The sequence below is a fragment of the Falsiruegeria sp. JB4-1 genome, from assembly GCF_055693495.1.
The window spans coordinates 669,751-685,931 of the sequence record NZ_JBVFTZ010000001.1 but is presented as its reverse complement, the minus strand read 5'-3'; the positions used below and the strand labels follow the sequence as shown (position 1 = coordinate 685,931).

At 57.6% G+C, this 16,181-nt stretch carries 14 protein-coding genes and 3 pseudogenes; 5 read left to right on the top strand and 12 right to left on the bottom strand.

Features of this window, described 5'->3' with window-relative positions; all coding sequences use genetic code 11:
* Nucleotides 1–25: 25 nt before the first annotated feature.
* Entirely contained in the window at nt 26–1,027 is a 1,002-nt protein-coding gene (gene dgcN, locus ACZ1HE_RS03485; RefSeq protein ID WP_108789759.1) for an N-acetyltransferase DgcN, read from the bottom strand.
* Nucleotides 1,028–1,328: 301 nt separating this feature from the next.
* On the opposite strand from dgcN, the gene ACZ1HE_RS03480 reads away from it, so the two are divergent.
* The gene (locus ACZ1HE_RS03480; protein ID WP_108789757.1) at nt 1,329–2,288 is read left to right on the top strand and encodes an L-malyl-CoA/beta-methylmalyl-CoA lyase; all 960 of its coding nucleotides are present in this window, start codon (nt 1,329–1,331) and stop codon (nt 2,286–2,288) included.
* A 71-nt stretch (nt 2,289–2,359) separates the two neighbouring features.
* Here ACZ1HE_RS03480 and ACZ1HE_RS03475 read toward each other — a convergent pair whose 3' ends face one another.
* Entirely contained in the window at nt 2,360–3,529 is a 1,170-nt protein-coding gene (locus ACZ1HE_RS03475) for an iron-containing alcohol dehydrogenase (RefSeq protein ID WP_472619569.1), read from the bottom strand.
* 304 nt (nt 3,530–3,833) lie between these two features.
* Between ACZ1HE_RS03475 and ACZ1HE_RS03470 the strand changes: the two genes are divergently transcribed.
* Nucleotides 3,834–4,445, top strand: a complete 612-nt coding sequence (locus tag ACZ1HE_RS03470) for a hypothetical protein (RefSeq protein ID WP_472619568.1) — start codon at nt 3,834–3,836, stop codon at nt 4,443–4,445.
* 48 nt (nt 4,446–4,493) lie between these two features.
* Here ACZ1HE_RS03470 and ACZ1HE_RS03465 read toward each other — a convergent pair whose 3' ends face one another.
* Together ACZ1HE_RS03465 and ACZ1HE_RS03460 are read right to left on the bottom strand one after the other, a co-directional pair.
* The gene (locus ACZ1HE_RS03465; protein WP_472619567.1) at nt 4,494–5,072 is read right to left on the bottom strand and encodes a PA14 domain-containing protein; all 579 of its coding nucleotides are present in this window, start codon (nt 5,070–5,072) and stop codon (nt 4,494–4,496) included.
* A gap of 121 nt (nt 5,073–5,193) precedes the next feature.
* Nucleotides 5,194–5,646, bottom strand: a complete 453-nt coding sequence (locus tag ACZ1HE_RS03460; RefSeq protein ID WP_472619566.1) for an Lrp/AsnC family transcriptional regulator — start codon at nt 5,644–5,646, stop codon at nt 5,194–5,196.
* A gap of 73 nt (nt 5,647–5,719) precedes the next feature.
* On the opposite strand from ACZ1HE_RS03460, the gene ACZ1HE_RS03455 reads away from it, so the two are divergent.
* Entirely contained in the window at nt 5,720–6,313 is a 594-nt protein-coding gene (locus tag ACZ1HE_RS03455) for a LysE family translocator (RefSeq protein ID WP_472619565.1), read from the top strand.
* Between the two features lie 6 nt (nt 6,314–6,319).
* Here ACZ1HE_RS03455 and ACZ1HE_RS03450 read toward each other — a convergent pair.
* Nucleotides 6,320–7,154, bottom strand: a pseudogene (locus tag ACZ1HE_RS03450) (AraC family transcriptional regulator).
* A gap of 125 nt (nt 7,155–7,279) precedes the next feature.
* Between ACZ1HE_RS03450 and ACZ1HE_RS03445 the strand changes: the two are divergent.
* A complete protein-coding gene (locus ACZ1HE_RS03445; protein WP_472619564.1) occupies nt 7,280–8,242 on the top strand; it encodes an acetyl-CoA carboxylase carboxyltransferase subunit alpha in 963 nt (320 codons plus the stop codon).
* Between the two features lie 151 nt (nt 8,243–8,393).
* Here ACZ1HE_RS03445 and ACZ1HE_RS03440 read toward each other — a convergent pair.
* Nucleotides 8,394–9,673 (bottom strand): annotated as a pseudogene (locus tag ACZ1HE_RS03440) (serine hydroxymethyltransferase).
* Between the two features lie 158 nt (nt 9,674–9,831).
* On the opposite strand from ACZ1HE_RS03440, the gene ACZ1HE_RS03435 reads away from it, so the two are divergent.
* Nucleotides 9,832–10,671 carry a LysR family transcriptional regulator gene (locus ACZ1HE_RS03435; protein ID WP_472619563.1) on the top strand — a complete coding sequence of 280 codons (840 nt, stop codon included), beginning with the start codon at nt 9,832–9,834 and terminating at the stop codon, nt 10,669–10,671.
* Nucleotides 10,672–10,898: 227 nt separating this feature from the next.
* On the opposite strand, the gene ACZ1HE_RS03430 is transcribed toward ACZ1HE_RS03435, so the two are convergent.
* The 6 genes and pseudogenes from ACZ1HE_RS03430 to ACZ1HE_RS03405 all read right to left on the bottom strand — a co-directional run bounded on the left by ACZ1HE_RS03430 (nt 10,899) and on the right by ACZ1HE_RS03405 (nt 16,068).
* Entirely contained in the window at nt 10,899–12,038 is a 1,140-nt protein-coding gene (locus ACZ1HE_RS03430; protein WP_472624341.1) for a lytic murein transglycosylase, read from the bottom strand.
* 41 nt (nt 12,039–12,079) lie between these two features.
* Nucleotides 12,080–12,868, bottom strand: coding sequence for an ABC transporter permease (locus ACZ1HE_RS03425; protein ID WP_472619562.1), 789 nt, complete (start codon nt 12,866–12,868; stop codon nt 12,080–12,082).
* A pseudogene (locus tag ACZ1HE_RS03420) lies at nt 12,861–13,627 on the bottom strand (ABC transporter ATP-binding protein). The gene ACZ1HE_RS03425 and the pseudogene ACZ1HE_RS03420 overlap by 8 nt, the downstream one beginning before the upstream one ends.
* A gap of 7 nt (nt 13,628–13,634) precedes the next feature.
* A complete protein-coding gene (locus tag ACZ1HE_RS03415) occupies nt 13,635–14,648 on the bottom strand; it encodes an ABC transporter substrate-binding protein (protein ID WP_472619561.1) in 1,014 nt (337 codons plus the stop codon).
* A gap of 75 nt (nt 14,649–14,723) precedes the next feature.
* On the bottom strand, nt 14,724–15,371 hold the full coding sequence (locus ACZ1HE_RS03410; protein WP_472619560.1) for a GntR family transcriptional regulator: 648 nt from the start codon (nt 15,369–15,371) through the stop codon (nt 14,724–14,726).
* A 43-nt stretch (nt 15,372–15,414) separates the two neighbouring features.
* A complete protein-coding gene (locus ACZ1HE_RS03405; RefSeq protein ID WP_472619559.1) occupies nt 15,415–16,068 on the bottom strand; it encodes a M48 family metallopeptidase in 654 nt (217 codons plus the stop codon).
* Nucleotides 16,069–16,181: the final 113 nt, after the last annotated feature.

Below are 16,181 nucleotides of genomic sequence, written 5' to 3'. Positions count from 1 at the left end.
CTCCTCCTCCGGCGGCACGCTTAGATCAGATTGCCGCCAGCGCATCCACCAGCTTTTCCGCGCCAAAGCGGAACGGGTCGGTGGCGGGCAGGCCCATGTCGGCCTCCAGTTCGGCCAGATAGGCCTTGGCCTCATCCTCGGGCATGTGCTGTGTGTTCACCGAAATGCCTACGACCTGGCAGGCCGGGTTGGCAACTTTGCCAAGCGCCAGTGCCATGTCACGCAATTCAGGCAACGACGGCTGCTGATAATCGGGCAGACCGCGCATGTGTTCGCGGGTCGGCTCGTGTGCCAGAACCAGAGCATCAGGCTGGCCGCCGTGGATCAGGGCCATGGTCACGCCCGAATAGGACACGTGGAACAGGCTGCCCTGACCTTCGATGTGGTCCCAGTGGTCTTCGTCGTTGTCCGGGGTCAGCCATTCGACCGAACCCGCCATGAAGTCGGCGATCACGGCATCGAGCGGCACACCATCACCGGTCACCAGAATGCCGGTCTGGCCAGTGGCGCGGAAGGTCGACTTCATGCCGCGCTTGCGCATTTCGGCGTCCATGCACAGAGCAGTGTACATCTTGCCGACCGAGCAATCGGTGCCCACAGCCAGAACGCGCTTGCCCTTACGCTTGACGCCATTCGCGATCGGATACTCAACCTCTGGCACACGCACGTCGTGCAGTTTGCGACCAGTGGCTTCGGCCACGGCAACAAGATCGGGCTCGTCACGCAGCAGGTTGTGCAGGCCCGACGCCAGGTCAAAGCCCTCTTCCAGCGCCATAACCAGAACTTTTTTCCAGGCTTGGCTGATCACGCCACCCCGGTTGGCCACACCAATGACCAGTGTCTTGGCGCCAGCGGCCTTGGCCTCGGTCAGGTCCATGTCCTTCAGGCCAAGATCGGCCTTGCAGCCGTCCATGCGGAACTGGCCCACGGCGTTCTCAGGGCGCCAATCCTTGATGCCGATGGCAACTTTGGCCGCGAGTTGGTCGGGCGCATCGCCCAAAAACAGCAAATACGGTGTCTCGATCATTGCGGTGCACTCCCATTCTTGATTCTGGCGTATGCTAATGAGGCGATCTCACGAGCACTTCGCGTTATGACTAATTTGAAAACCATCAAAGGGATAATTTTGCGCCAAATGACAGGTCAGCGCAAAAATATTCCAAGTTTTCACTTCGATTAAACTTTGTGCAGCTTATTGAACACTCATGTCGAAGATGCTGCACAGGCAATGCTGCATCTGCACAAAGAGCCTTGCGCTAAGCTGCGCAATTTAATACCCCATTTCTCAAGAAAATCGAAATATCCTTACCCTCGCGACAGGAGATCACATGAGCTTCCGCATTCAGCCCGCCGCCCCCGCGCGACCCAATCGCTGCCAGTTGTTCGGCCCGGGCTCCAACACCAAACTGTTCCCGAAAATGGCCGCATCGGCTGCGGATGTGATCAACCTCGACCTCGAGGATTCGGTGGCCCCCTCGGACAAGGACGTCGCCCGCGCCAATGTGATCGAAGCACTCAACACCGTGGATTGGGGCAACAAATACATGTCCGTCCGCATCAACGGCCTGGACACGCCCTATTGGTACCGCGACGTGGTTGACCTGCTGGAGCAGGCCGGTGACCGCATCGACCAGATCATGATCCCCAAAGTGGGTTGTGCCGAAGATGTCTATGCCGTGGACGCCCTGGTCACCGCGATCGAACGCGCCAAGGGCCGCACCAAGCCTGTGAGCTTTGAAGTGATCATCGAATCTGCTGCTGGCATCGCACATGTCGAAGCGATCGCGGCCTCATCCCCCCGCATGCAGGCCATGAGCCTTGGCGCGGCTGACTTTGCAGCCTCAATGGGCATGCAGACCACCGGCATCGGCGGCACGCAGGAAAACTACTACATGCTGCGCGAAGGTGTGAAGCACTGGTCGGACCCGTGGCATTGGGCCCAGGCCGCCATCGTCGCCGCCTGCCGCACGCACGGCATCCTGCCGGTCGACGGCCCGTTCGGCGACTTCTCGGACGACGAAGGCTACATCGCACAGGCCAAACGCTCAGCCACTTTGGGCATGGTTGGCAAATGGGCCATCCACCCCAAGCAGATCGCGCTGGCGAACGAGGTCTTCACTCCATCGGAAGAGGCCGTCACCGAAGCCCGCGAGATCCTGGCCGCCATGGAACAGGCCAAGGCCAACGGCGAAGGCGCAACCGTCTACAAGGGCCGCCTTGTCGACATCGCATCGATCAAACAGGCCGAAGTGATCGTGGCACAGGCCGAGCTGATCGCAGCGGGCTAAATCCGGCGACCAAAAGACGAAAGGGCCTCAGGCACATCGCGCCTGAGGCCCTTTTTCGTTTCTGCAATGGATCAGGCGGCGGACTTTGCCACCGGCAGCGCCATCATCATCCCGGCGATCTCGTCCAGTTCCTCATCGCTGATGGGGCAAGCCGCATTTTTCGCCATCCCGTGATTGGCCGGGTTACGCATTTCTGCGGCCAAGGCCGAAACGCTCACGTCCGCGCATTCTGCGGGTAGCGCAGCCGGGATGCCACAGGCCCGCATCAGGTTGGACAAGGCCCCGGGCAAAGCCCGCGCTTCAGCCGCCGCACCCAGAGCCTCAGCCGCACGGGCATAATGCTCGGCCCCCTCAGGGCGCTCCACCAACCAGGGCATGCTAACCTCCAGCCCCAATCCAGTGGCCAGCCCGTGGTGGACCCGCGAAAGCGAGCCAAGCGAATGGCTGATGTTGTGCCCCATGTGCGTGTTGCAATTGTGCAGGGACAATCCAGCAACCATGCTGCCCCACAACACTTGTCCCCGCGCCTCGATGTCGGATCCATCCGCCACAGCCCGTGGCAGAGCATCGCTCATGATGCGCAAAGCCTCTAGCCCGTACATCAGCCCCGCAAGGCTGGTGGTGCGGGCGGTGGAACCCTCTAGCGCATGGGCCACTGCATCAATCCCTGTCCAGGCTGTCAAATGCGGTGGCAGACTGAGCGTCAACTCGGGGTCCAGCACAGCCTGGGTGAACATCAGCTCCTCTCCCCAGAACCAGCCCTTGGAGCCATCCGCTCGCGAAATCACGGAGGTGCGGGTAACCTCGGACCCTGTACCGGCGGTAGTCGGGATGGCGATGGCGGGCAAACCAGTGTTCGGCAAGGGCTGTGCCGCCAAATCAAAGTTATGAGCAGGCTTGCCACTTTGAGCAATCGCCGCAACCAGTTTTGCTGCATCCATCGCAGCACCACCGCCCAGACCGATCACTATTTTGGCCTCGGCTTCGCGCGCCCGTGCGCACAGCGCATCAACAAGCGCCTGTTTTGGTTCTCCGGCAACATCTGCGGCCATCTCAAAGGACACACCCTTGGCAGTCAGACTTTCTGCCAGAGTGTCGGTGACACCCAATTCTGCAAGAATCGCGTCTGCAATAATCAAGACCGGCCCACCGCCAAGCCCTGCCACGATATCACCGACTTTCCGGATACGTCCGGCCCCAAAAGTTACCGGAGGAACCCGGCCCATGTTAAATGTCTGCACTATACTCTCCCAGTCCGTGCGCCTGCCCTATGTAACAGCCGTTTTCATCTTTATCTAAGCCGATTTGATCCAAACTGCGTACCCCACGAACGACTAATTCTGTCGCGGAATTGCGTTAAACGTTAGGTCATTTCTCAAACGTCAAAGGTCTGACACCAGCTGATAAGACCCAACCCTGGCCTGGACTTTCAAAAACCAGTTTCACCTGCCTCACCGGCGCTGATGCCATGTCAGGCTGGTAGTATTCCAACATTTGCGGCATGTCAGAGTTGTCAGGTACACATAATTTCAAGATAAGCTTTCCATGACCGATCTGACCCTTTTTCATACAGCAGAGAACCATTGCGCCACATTTGATGCACTCGCGCAAAAAATATCTCCGCAGGCCAAGTTAACCCATGTGGTACGTCCGGATTGGCTACATCGCGCGCGCTCCGGGGTCGATGCATCTCTGAGTGCAGAAATCAAAGCTGAGGTGGGGAAAGCGGAAAACGCGCTTTGCACCTGTACCAGCATAGCTGACATTGCGGCTCAAGCTGGTGCTTTGCGCATAGATCGCCCGATGATGGATGCGGCAGCAGCCACTGGTGGTCCGGTTTTGATGGTCTTTTGTCTCAACAGTACATTAAGACCATCGACAGAACTTCTCTCTCAGGCGTTTTTGGACATCGGTAAGACACCACGAATTCAACCGCTGCCTCTGACAGAGCTTTGGGCCATGTTCGAGAGTGGTCAGACCAAACAGTTCACCAGGCAGATCGCCAAGCACATTGATGCCACGATCGCCGGATATCCCGACATGTCTTGCGTGGTTCTTGCCCAAGCTTCTATGGCTCAGGCCGCGCTTTACATCGTTTCAGACATCCCGGTCTTTTCATCGCCGGAATTGGCCTTGCAGCATGCGTTGAACAAATGAAAACGCGGGATCGACAAGACCCCGCGTAAATCAAGTTAGACCTTTGGATCAATGACCAAAGATGTTGTTCGGTGCCCATTTGAGCTTGCTGCCCTTTTTGCCGACCTTCATCATCAAGCAAGCCGTGCCGTACTTCTGAAAATAGTGCATCTTCAGGTCGTACCAGCCAGCCTGCGGAACCTCGACTTCAACTCGCTGATTGGCGTCACATCCCTGGCGACCGGAAAAGTACCCGACTGACTGACCGGATATCCTGGCATCAATCCCATCGTTGGACCAAGTTTCGATCTCATAAACCCCCGGCGCGTCAAAGCGAATGTAGCCTCGGATTTCGGCCGCGACGTTCATTGCCTTGTTGTACGTTAGAACGGGATCGCCCTCGTTCGTGTCTCGGTAGTCAAGACCACGCAATGGTTTGCCACGTTTGGCGCCACCCATCATTTGTTTCGCCGTGTCGATCGACTGAATCTTTGACGGAGGTTCACCGCCCCAAGCATATTTGACTGACAACCCGGACTTGGGTGAAGGCTGAGGGCTTGCGGGCTTCAGCTTCAGCGGCGCAGCACCTGCAGCCGAGGCAATCACCAGCGAAAGCGCAGCGGCCACTCCGATCATAGTAGATTTCATCATTATCTCCCTGTTGCGGTCGTTGCCGCCAGCTTTTGCCAGTCTTTTGCAACGAATTGGAACCGAGCCTAGGCGGCAATTCCGAACGCGGCAAGGGTTGGCCCGTTCACAATTTCCCCACTCAGGCTCTCAGATCCTTTGGCGACCCCATGACAACGTAGGATGTAATCGACGTCACATGCGGCAGTGTCCCCAGTACATCGGTATGAAAGGTCTTATAGGCGGGCAGGTCTGCACATTCGACGCGCAACAGGTATTCAATGGTCCCGGTAATGTTGTGACACTCAGCCACCTCGGGCGCCTGTTGCAACGCCTGTTCGAACCCTTCCTGCGCCGCTTTGCTATGCTCTCCCAAACCCACTCCGATATAGGCCACGAACCCAACACCTGTCGCCGCTGGGTTAAGCACAGCGCGATATCCAGCGATAACGCCAGTCCTCTCCAACTCCTGCACACGACGCAGACACGCCGAGGGTGACAGGCCAACCCTATCTGCGAGGTCGAGATTAGAGATACGACCATCTCGTGTAAGCTCTCGCAATATATGTTGGTTTATTTCGTCAATTTTCGCCATTTGTTGTGAATTCTGATGGAAAGCGAAACAAAACGCAATTTCATTTGGGTCAAAACGCGCGATTCTGTGTGACATGACTCATGATCTGCTCATAGCACTCGTTGCCTTTGCGTTTGTGTCCTCGATCACTCCGGGGCCGAACAATCTGATGCTGATGGCCTCGGGTGCAAATTTCGGATTTCGCCGTACGATTCCGCACATGTTGGGGATCGGTCTGGGATTCACCTTTATGGTACTGCTGGTGGGAGCAGGTCTTGTGCAGGTCTTTGATGCATTTCCCGTCAGCTATCAGATCCTCAAAGTCGTCTCGGTTCTTTATCTGCTTTATCTGGCCTGGAAGATCGCGAACGCTGCCCCGGTTGAAGGACAAGAAGACGCCGGGACACCGATGACATTTCTTCAGGCCGCGGCGTTCCAATGGGTCAACCCCAAGGCCTGGACTATGGCGCTGACCGCGATCACAGCCTACACCCCCAGCCAGAATTTGAGCGCCGTGTTGATCGTTGCCCTAGTGTTCGGCGCGGTGAACCTGCCCTCGGTCAGCACGTGGACCGTGTTAGGCCAACAAATGGCGCGAATTCTGACGAACCCACGCCGTTTGATCCTGTTCAACTGGACTATGGCCCTGCTCCTGATCGCCTCGCTCTATCCCGTTTTGTTTCCATAAGTCGGATCATTTGAGCGGCAAGCAGATCTCGGTCAACAAATCCTCAGGTGCTGTTGTTCGCGGGTTGTTCAAGCTGATCTCATAACACGGCGCGTCAGCAGGCTCTTCACCACTTTCCGGTAACCAAAGACCAAAAAGGGTCTGATAGGCAGCCGCCAGCCCTGAATATGGCCCTTTATAGGTCATGACCGCCGTTTTGCCGCCGTCGATAACCCATTCCTCCATTCCTTCGGGGATTCCATCGCCGTGCCATTCCGCCCCTGCCAGACTGGTCAGTTTGGTTTCAGGTACAGCTTCGGGATTGTCCAAATAAACGCCAATGACTGGACCGACCTGCGGCCAGAGCCCGCGCGCCTCACAGATTGCGCCAAATTTCTCAAAGCTCTGGCCAATGGTGTAATAGGCGCCTTTGTGTCTCAGCATAGCCAGCCGACGTTTGGGTTCGGTTCTTATTTCGGTAGGATGCATAGGAAACTCCTCTGGATCTGGTTTCGATAATGGCGGGCGCAAGCGCCCCGCTTGGCGAAACGGACCCGGGCGCTGGCCAAAATCCTCGGCAAAGGCACGGGCGAAGCTGGCACTGTTGGGGTACCCACAGCGGCTTAGCCACCTGATCGACAGACCAATCCGTTTGTATCAACCAAGTCGCTGCCCGGTTCATCCGCATCCGGCGCACGGCCTGTGCGCAGGTCTCGCCAGTCATCGCCCTGAACACCCGATGCCAGTGAAACCGCGACATCGCGGCTTCATCCGCCAATCGGTCCAGTGACAAGTCACCTGCCGGATTGTCGTGAATATAGCTCAGAACCCGCAGCAGGCGGTCTTCATATCGGCCTGTCATCAGGGCCCTCACTGGTCTGTTTCGCACCCCAATCGATGCCACAATCGCAGATCACAAATCTTGCTGAGTTGCATCTGCGGCAACCTGACGTCATATATCCAGCAAATTCCGCGTTGAGAGGCGTCATGACCCAGTATCTGGATTTCGAAAAACCGCTGGCCGAAATCGAAGGCAAAGCAGAAGAACTGCGTGCCATGGCACGGGCCAACGAAGAGATGGACGTAGCCGAAGAGGCCGCCGCTCTGGATGCCAAAGCCGCTTCACTGCTCGAAGATCTTTACAAGGATCTGACCCCATGGCGGAAATGCCAGGTGGCGCGTCACCCTGAACGTCCACACTGCAAAGACTATATCGACACGCTGTTCACCGAATATACGCCACTGGCGGGCGACCGAAACTTTGCCGACGACCATTCTGTAATGGGTGGTCTGGCGCGCTTCAACGGTCAGCCGGTGGTGGTCATCGGCCATGAAAAAGGCACCGACACCAAGTCGCGGATCGAACGTAACTTCGGCATGGCCCGCCCAGAAGGCTACCGCAAGGCAATCCGACTGATGGAAATGGCCGGGCGCTTTGGCTTGCCGGTGATCACGCTGGTGGACACGCCCGGCGCCTACCCCGGCAAAGGCGCAGAAGAACGCGGTCAATCCGAGGCGATCGCGCGCTCGACTGAGATGTGTTTGAAAATCGGCGTGCCGCTGGTCTCGGTCATCATCGGTGAGGGCGGCTCTGGCGGCGCGGTGGCCTTTGCGACCGCGAACCGCGTGGCGATGCTAGAACATTCGGTTTATTCCGTGATCTCGCCCGAAGGTTGCGCCTCGATCCTGTGGAAAGACGCCGAGAAGATGCGCGAAGCAGCTGAAGCCCTGCGCCTGACGGCCCAGGATCTGCACAAGCTCGGTGTGGCGGACCGCGTCATTGCGGAACCCAAGGGTGGTGCGCATCGAGATCGAGTTGCCGCTGTCACATCGGTTGGACACATGATCGAAGCGATGTTGGGCGAGCTTAAGGGCATGGATGGCAAAGATCTCATTGCAGACCGCCGCAAAAAGTTCCTGGACATGGGCTCTAAGGGGTTGGCCGCATAAGGGCATCTTTCGCAGTCGTGCAGCGTCTTGGTGGTGAATCGTTTCTGAACCAATCAGCACTGACCAATGCGCCAAAAAGCCGATTGAGCGCTAGTTGGCAGCGCCCAATCGGGTTTCAACTTCTAGACCTCCGTCTTCGCTCCCGGAACGATCAACTTAATAAGTCTGTTCCTGTGTAGACTGGAAATTTTGCGCAAAGTTCTGCGACTTGCGCCTTGCAGGGCATAAAGGTTCTCTCGCTTTCGCCTGCGGCCTCGGCTTCGATCAAATCTGCAATCATATTGCCCAACAATCTGAACTCGCGGTTGCCCATACCTCGGGTGGTCGCTGCCCCCGTGCCAAGGCGCAGACCCACCCATTCTGGCGGACGCGGGCTGTCATAGGGAATGGCATTCTTGTTCGCGGTGATGTTGGCCTGCTCTAGAACCTGCTCGGCCCGTTTCCCTGTCAGCCCCTTGGACCCGACATCCACCAGCACAACATGTGTGTCTGTTCCGCCAGAGACGATCCGGAATCCGCGCGCCTGCAATGTGTCAGACAGAACGCCGGCATTGGTTTTGACCTGCTCCGCGTATTCTTTGAATTCGTCAGTCAGGGCCTCTCCCAGACAGATCGCCTTTGCCGCAAGCACCTGCGTGTGAATCGATCCCTGCACACCAGGAAAACCGCCGATTGCAGCCGTTTGAACCAATCCTCGTTACTGGTCAGGATCAAACCGCCGCGCGGGCCACGCAGCGTTTTGGTCGTGGTGCAGGTCACAATGTCAGCATGTGGGAAAGGGCTACGGTGAACGCCCCCTGCCACTAACCCGGCAATATGGGCCATGTCGACATGCAACCATGCGCCGACCTTCTTGGCGATTCGGCTCATACGCTCAAAATCGATCGCACGCGGATAGGCCGATCCGCCCGCGATAATCAATTTAGGACAGATGTCATGGGCTCGCTGCTCTAGTTCGTCGTAGTCAATCACTTCGGTTTCCCTGTCGACCCCATAGTGATGCGGTTCAAACCATCGCCCCGAAAGATTTGCCTTCAGCCCGTGGCTCAGGTGACCGCCCGCCGCCAAGTCGAGCGATAGAACGCGGTCGCCGGGTTTGAGCAGCAAAAAGAACACTGCAAGATTGGCCTGGCTGCCAGAATGCGGTTGCACATTGGCGTATTCACACCCGAAAAGCTGTTTGGCCCTGTCAATCGCCGCCTGCTCAACAACATCCACATAGCGACCCCCGCCATGAAAGCGGTTGCCCGGATACCCTTCCAGCGTCTTGTTGGTCATCTCATGTCCAAGCGCATCCAGAACGGCACGGCTCACAATGTTTTCTGAAGCAATGAGTTCTATCTGATCCTGCTGACGGATCTTCTCGTCATTCAAAGCGGCAGCGATCAAAGGGTCAGATTGTGAAACGTGCAAATTGAAGTGTGCTGTCATGGGGACGTTCCTGGCTTGTAGATTTAAAGTTGCCCCATGTTGCGATCTTCCTGGTGGACCGATCAAACCAGTATTGCTAAAATTTAACCGTAGAAAAACTATGCCAAGATGCCATGCCTGTTGCTCCTCCTCGCCCAAAGGGACCTCACCTTAACGCATTGCGCGCATTTGAAAGCGCCGCGCGATTGGGGAGCTTTACTGCCGCGGCCGAAGAACTCAGCGTTACACCTGGTGCAATTGCTCAGCACATCAAAACGCTAGAGGCATGGGCACAATGTGACCTGTTTGAGCGACGCACACGCGGAGTTGAGCTCACTGCACTTGGAAAAACCTTGCTGCCAGCGTTCACGTCCGCTTTTGACCAATTGGGGCAGGCAGTTCAGGCCCTGCGAACCCAAAGCGCGCCCAATACCATTCGCATTGCAACGCTGCCTTCTCTTGCACAGCTCTGGCTGTCAGAAAAGCTGGGTCGATTGCGGGAATTGGCCCCGGACATCTCCGTTTCGGTTGTTGCACTGGAGAGACCACCAAACCTGGCCCGTGAACCCTTTGACGTAAGGCTGTTTTTCAAGAGCGGACCGTTTCAGCCCTACGAAAAACCCTTGTTTCAAGACCGGATTTTTCCTGTCTGCGCTCCGTCTCTGGCAGTACGGCTGACTTCGGTCACGGATCTGAACAAGGAAACCCTAATCCATGATTCCACATGGGCCGGGGATTGGTCAGAGTGGCTGAACCAAGTCCCCGGTATCGACAGAACCGGACAGCGCGGCCCGGCGCATTCGCTGTTCAGCGTGGCTGTGGAAGAAGCTTGTCATGGCGCGGGTGTTCTTATGGCGCACGAGGCCCTTGTTCAGGCAAAACTGGCCACTGGAGAACTGGTCGCGCCTTTCAGGAATAAAGTTGCGCTTGACCGCCACCTCGTGCTCACCACGGCAATCGGGTTTGAACGCACACAAGCCTACGCTCTTTTATCCAAGGCCTTGGCCGTCGGCTCCTGATCCACATTGCGTGATCAAGAGGCAATGAGAAAGCCGCGAACAAGACGCAAACCCTCCCGCCCGTCGTCGATGTTCCTGGCGGAACACCTCCTCCGGTTGGGCCGGGCATTGCGCCTTGCGCAATGCCCGGCCCAAAGCTGCTAGCGGTGCAGAAAAAGTTGGAACCGCTCGGTTACGGGAGCGTCTCCTACCAACCTATCACGGTGCTTCCTTCGGATGGACTGCTGTTACCCGCGCAATTGCTGCAACAATGCCGCAGACGGGACACCTGTCACAGAAAGGCCATTGGCCCGTTGATACTCGCTGATTGCCGCCTTGCTCTTGGACCCGATCACCCCATCAGCTCCACCGGTATCGTAACCAGCTTTGGTCAGACGCGTTTGCAGTTCTTTACGGTCATTCAGCGTCAACCCATTGGCATCCGGCCCGAACGGCGTTTTGAGCGGCCCTCCGCCTGCGATCCGATCCGCCAAATGGCCAACACCCAAAGCATAACTATCCGAGTTGTTGTAGCGCTTGATGACCGAAAAGTTCTTGAACACAGCAAACTGTGGCCCCGGCTTTTGCGGTTGGATCACCGAAACCGGTGTGGCAGATTTTGCTGCCGCCGAACCGACTTCGCCGCCCCAGGTTTGCCCCCGCACCCAGCCGGATCGCTGCAAATAAGCCGCGGCCGAGGCCAGCGCATCTGTGGGATCCTCCGACCAGATATCCCGGCGACCATCGCCTGTAAAATCCACCGCATAAGCCAAATAGGATGTCGGGATGAACTGCGTATGACCCATTGCGCCAGCCCAACTGCCTGTCATGTTCGCAGGTGTCGTATCACCATTCTGCAAGATCTTGAGCGCTGCCACGAGCTGCTTTTCAAAAAACGCCCCGCGTCGCCCGTCATAGGCCAGCGTCGACAGCGCCGAAATCACCGGAATATCACCGCGCCGCGCGCCATAGCGGCTTTCCAGTCCCCAGATCGCCAACACGATTTGCGGCGGAACCCCATAGCGCCCCTCAAGCTGCGTCAACAACGAACGATAACGTCCCAGCATTTGTTTGCCCGTCGCGATCCGCTCATCCGAGGCCGCAATCGCCAGGTAATCCTCAAGCGTGCGTTTGAATTCAGTCTGGTTGCGGTCTCGTTCGATCACGATGGGCAGATAGCCCGCCCCGCGAAAGGCCGTGTTGATCGTGGATTGAGAAATTCCCTGTGCCGCTGCGCGCCCTTTGAACCCTGTCACCCAAGCGTCCCATCCGGAATTGGGCACCGATTGCACCCGGGGCTTGGCTACGGGGCCTGCGACGTTGCTTGACCCACACGCCGATAGCATCAAAGCCCCGGCGCCAAGCGAGAAAAACCTGCGATCCATCATGACAAGTACCTGCTCGTTGTTTTGCAGGTAGGATACCGCGATCAGCTGCGCCAAGCCAGCAGACGTTTCTCGAAATTGCCGATGATCCAGCTGGTCAGGATGCCCAATGCCGACAGAATGACCACACCGGCAAAAAGCCGCTCAAGATCATAAAGCGAACCGGCCTGCAGAATGTATGCCCCGACCCCGTATTCGGCCCCCAGCATCTCGGCCGCGACCAGCAGGATGATCCCGATGGCTAAGCTGACTCGCAAACCCGACAGAATGCCGGGCAGCGCGCCGGGCAGAACAATTTTGCGTACGATAGACCACCAGCTCAGGCCGAAGCTCTGCCCCATGCGGATCAATCCGCGGTCCACGTTATCGACCGCGCCATACGTGGCGACGACCGTGGGGGTGAATGTGCCAAGGGCGATGAGAGCGTATTTTGATCCCTCATCGATGCCGAACCAGATCACAAAAAGCGGCAATAGCGCGATCTTGGGGATCGGAAATATCGCCGCCACAACCGGCACCAGCCCGGCGCGGACGTAAGAGAACAAGCCGATCAGAACCCCAATTCCGATGCCTGCCGAGACACCCAGTAAGGAGCCCATGATCAACCGGGTCAAGGACGGCCCGAGATGCGTCCAGAGCACTCCCGATCGCGCCAGATCCCAAAGTGTCGCCCCGACGTCCGACGGGCGCGGCAAAGTCAGATTGGAAATCCAGCCTGCCCGCGTGCCCCATTCGACAAAAAGCAGCAGCACGACGAAGACTATAATGCCCACACCACGCTTGGTCTGCGGGCGAAAGCCGCCGCCGCGAAAGGGGACGCTTTGCTCAGCCATGCACCAACTCCTGATCCGCAGCCAAGGCTTCATCCCGCATCAGGTGCCACAGGCGCGATTGCAGATCATCCAGCTCTGGCAGACCGGGCGTGCGCTCGGTGAGCGGTACGTCAATCCGGATCACTTCGCGGATACGGCCCGGGCGGCGGGACAGAACCGCGATCTGATGGCCAAGGCGCACCACCTCAGACAGATTGTGGGTGACGTAGACAGCCGTAAACGGCTGGCGCGCCCAAAGGCTCACCAAATCTTCCATCAACAGCTCGCGGGTCTGCGCATCCAGCGCTGACAGCGGCTCATCCAGCAGCATGACTGCCGGGTTCACGGCCAAGGCGCGTGCAATCGCGACCCGCTGCTTCATGCCGCCAGACAGTTGACGGGGCAACGCATTGTGAAAATCGCTTAGCTTGGTGCGGGCAAGAACATTGTCGATGATCTGATCGACTTGCGCCCCAGGTAGACCATGATCTTCTAACACCAATGAAATATTGCCTGCCACGCTACGCCAGGGCAGCAGAGCAAAGTCCTGGAATACGAAGGTCAGCGGGTTGAGGCACCCCTCGGGCGCCTCTCCCCCTGCAATACCTGCCCCTGATCTGGCTGCTCGAGACCACCCAGCATCCGCAGCAAGGTGGACTTGCCGCAGCCGGACGGACCGATCACACAAAGGATCTCGCCCGCAGGAATGCGCAGCGACACGTCGTCCAGCACCAACATGTCGCCATATCGGTGCGTCAGGTGGTCCAGGGTCAGGTCCATATGCGCGTCAGATCGTCGGCGCGTAGGATGAATCAACCAACGTCTCTGACGTGATGCCGTCCTTGATCAGACCTTCGGATTTGTACCAATCCAGCTGGTCCTGAACCGAGCTCATGTTGAGCCCTGCGTTCTTGTTGATCCGCATGGCGCCATTGCGAATGGATTTTTCAGCCTTTTCAAACGGGCGGTCTGCATAGACGTATTTATGGATCAGCTTGACCATATCGGTCGCGGCCTCATCGCCCGCACTCTTGTCAACCAGAGCGGCGTTGAAATCGTCCGCACCACGTGAAAACGCACGCAAGAAGGCTTCGGTTTGACCGCGTTCGTTTTCGGCGTTGTTGGCAGAGGTGAAAACGGTTGTAACCTGATAATTCGGGATGTAGTCGGCCACGTCGCCAATGATCTTGACGGCCCCGGCCCCGGACAATCCCTTGGCAATATGCGGCACGATCGACCAAGCATCTACCTGCCCCGACTTCATTGCCCCGATGATGGCGCCAACCTTTTGCAGCGGCTTGAACTTGACCGAGACCCCTTCGGCAGCCGAGATTTTGGACCCCATGTAGTGGAAGGACGATCCCGCCTGCGTGACAGCATAGTTCTTGCCACCCAAAGCCGCCGGGCTGGTCAGGCCAGCCTCATAGGCAGCATTGGACGCCAGGATCTTTTGCCCGTCGATGCCCTTTTCCTCACTCAGCGCACCACCAATCACCTTGGCCGCGCCTTTCTCAGCAAGGCTCACCAAGCCGCCCGAGATTGCGGTTACGGCATAGTCTGCATCACCCGAAGCGATCGCAACCGCCATGGGTTGGGCGGCCTGAAAGAACTTGAACTCGACGTCCAGGCCTTCTTCCGCAAAATAGCCGCGCTCGAACGCCACAAAAGAAGCTGCATGACTGGTAAAGCGCAACGCACCAACGGTCATCTTGTTGTTGGCAAGCGCCGGTGTACCCAGCATTGGCAACGCGGCTGCGCCGCCCATCAGGCCCATGGCGCCGCGTCTTGAGAAATTAGTCATTTTCACTCTCCCCTGAAAATTCCGTCTCAGTCTAAGACTTTATGAAATCCGGGTGCAATCCCGCAAACGCGGATCTCAGCTCACAAGCAGCCGCAACCCTTGCGTCACATCCGACCGTACCGCCAAACGCAAACCCGGCTCATCTCCGGCTTTGAGGGCCGCTATGATCAACCTGTGGCCCTGCGGCGGGTCGGTCCGACGCAAACGGCCATAGAGTGCCCGCATCGTGGGGCCCAATTGCAACCAGACGGTTTCAGCCATCGCCAGCATTGCCAGCGCCTGCGCGCGCAAATATAGCGTTCGGTGAAATTCCAGGTTTGACCGGATATAGCCCACCGCATCACGTTTCGAGACCATCTCGGCCACCGCCATATTGATGCTCTGCAAGCGATCGATCAGGGCCATGTGCGCCCGTGGCAAGGCCCGGCTGGCCAATTCAACCTCAAGCAACGCGCGCAAGGCAGCCAGCTCTTCGATACGATCATTGCTCAATTCAGGTGTAGAAACACGCCCCGAGGCAGACAGAAACAGCGCGCCCTCGGCCACCAATCGGCGCACCGCCTCTCGCGCAGGTGTCATCGACACGTCGAATTCGGCCCCGATGCCGCGCAATGTCATGGCCTGACCCGGCGCGATTTCACCGTGCATGATCCGAGTTCGCAAAGTTCGGTAAACACGGTCGTGCGCAGCCGTGGTTTGTTCAGTATGTCTTGCGGTCATCATCAAGACAAAACGTGATCACAAATCATCGGCGGGTCAACAGCAATCATCCGTCAAACCGAAAACGGTGCAACGAGGCGCCTTCGGTTCGAAGCCATGTGCGCTGTTTACGATAAGGTCCATGTATCTCTTCGACCAAATCCCAAAAGGCGGTCGAATGGTTCATTTCAACCAAATGAGCCACTTCGTGTGCAGCAACATATTGCAACACTTCGGTCGGCGCCAATATCAAACGCCACGAATACATCAACCCGGCATCAGCGGTGCAAGAGCCCCATCTTGACCGGGTATCCCGGATCGATATGCGATTGTAATTGCGCCCCAGACGCGCGCTGTAAATGTCTGATGCATTTGCCAACCGCTCGCGCGCCAGCTCTTTCAAAAAGCGTTGCAGCCTTCGGGGCGCCGATTTCGGCGGTACTACGATCACCTCATCTTGCAATGAAACACCGCGTCCGTGCCCCGCCTCGACCCGGCGCAACCGTCCTTCGACCGGCAGATCCGACCCGATGTCGACGCAGACATCTGTTTGACGCGACTGCAGATGCGATCGGATCCAATCCTCCTTCTCGGCCGCAAATTCCAACGCGTGACGTTCGGCCACCCCCTTGGGTAAGGTCAATGTGACCCGGCCATCCAACTGCGAGATCCTCAAACTGATCCGCCGCGCACGGGCAGAACGGCGTACTGTCAACGGCACCGGGGGTCCCCGGGCAGATGATGATCAGCCATATGTGCGCTCCTTGTTGATCAAAGCCTTTGACAGTACCCACGTCATGTGGCACCTGACCTGAATCGTCGACGACTCACCTG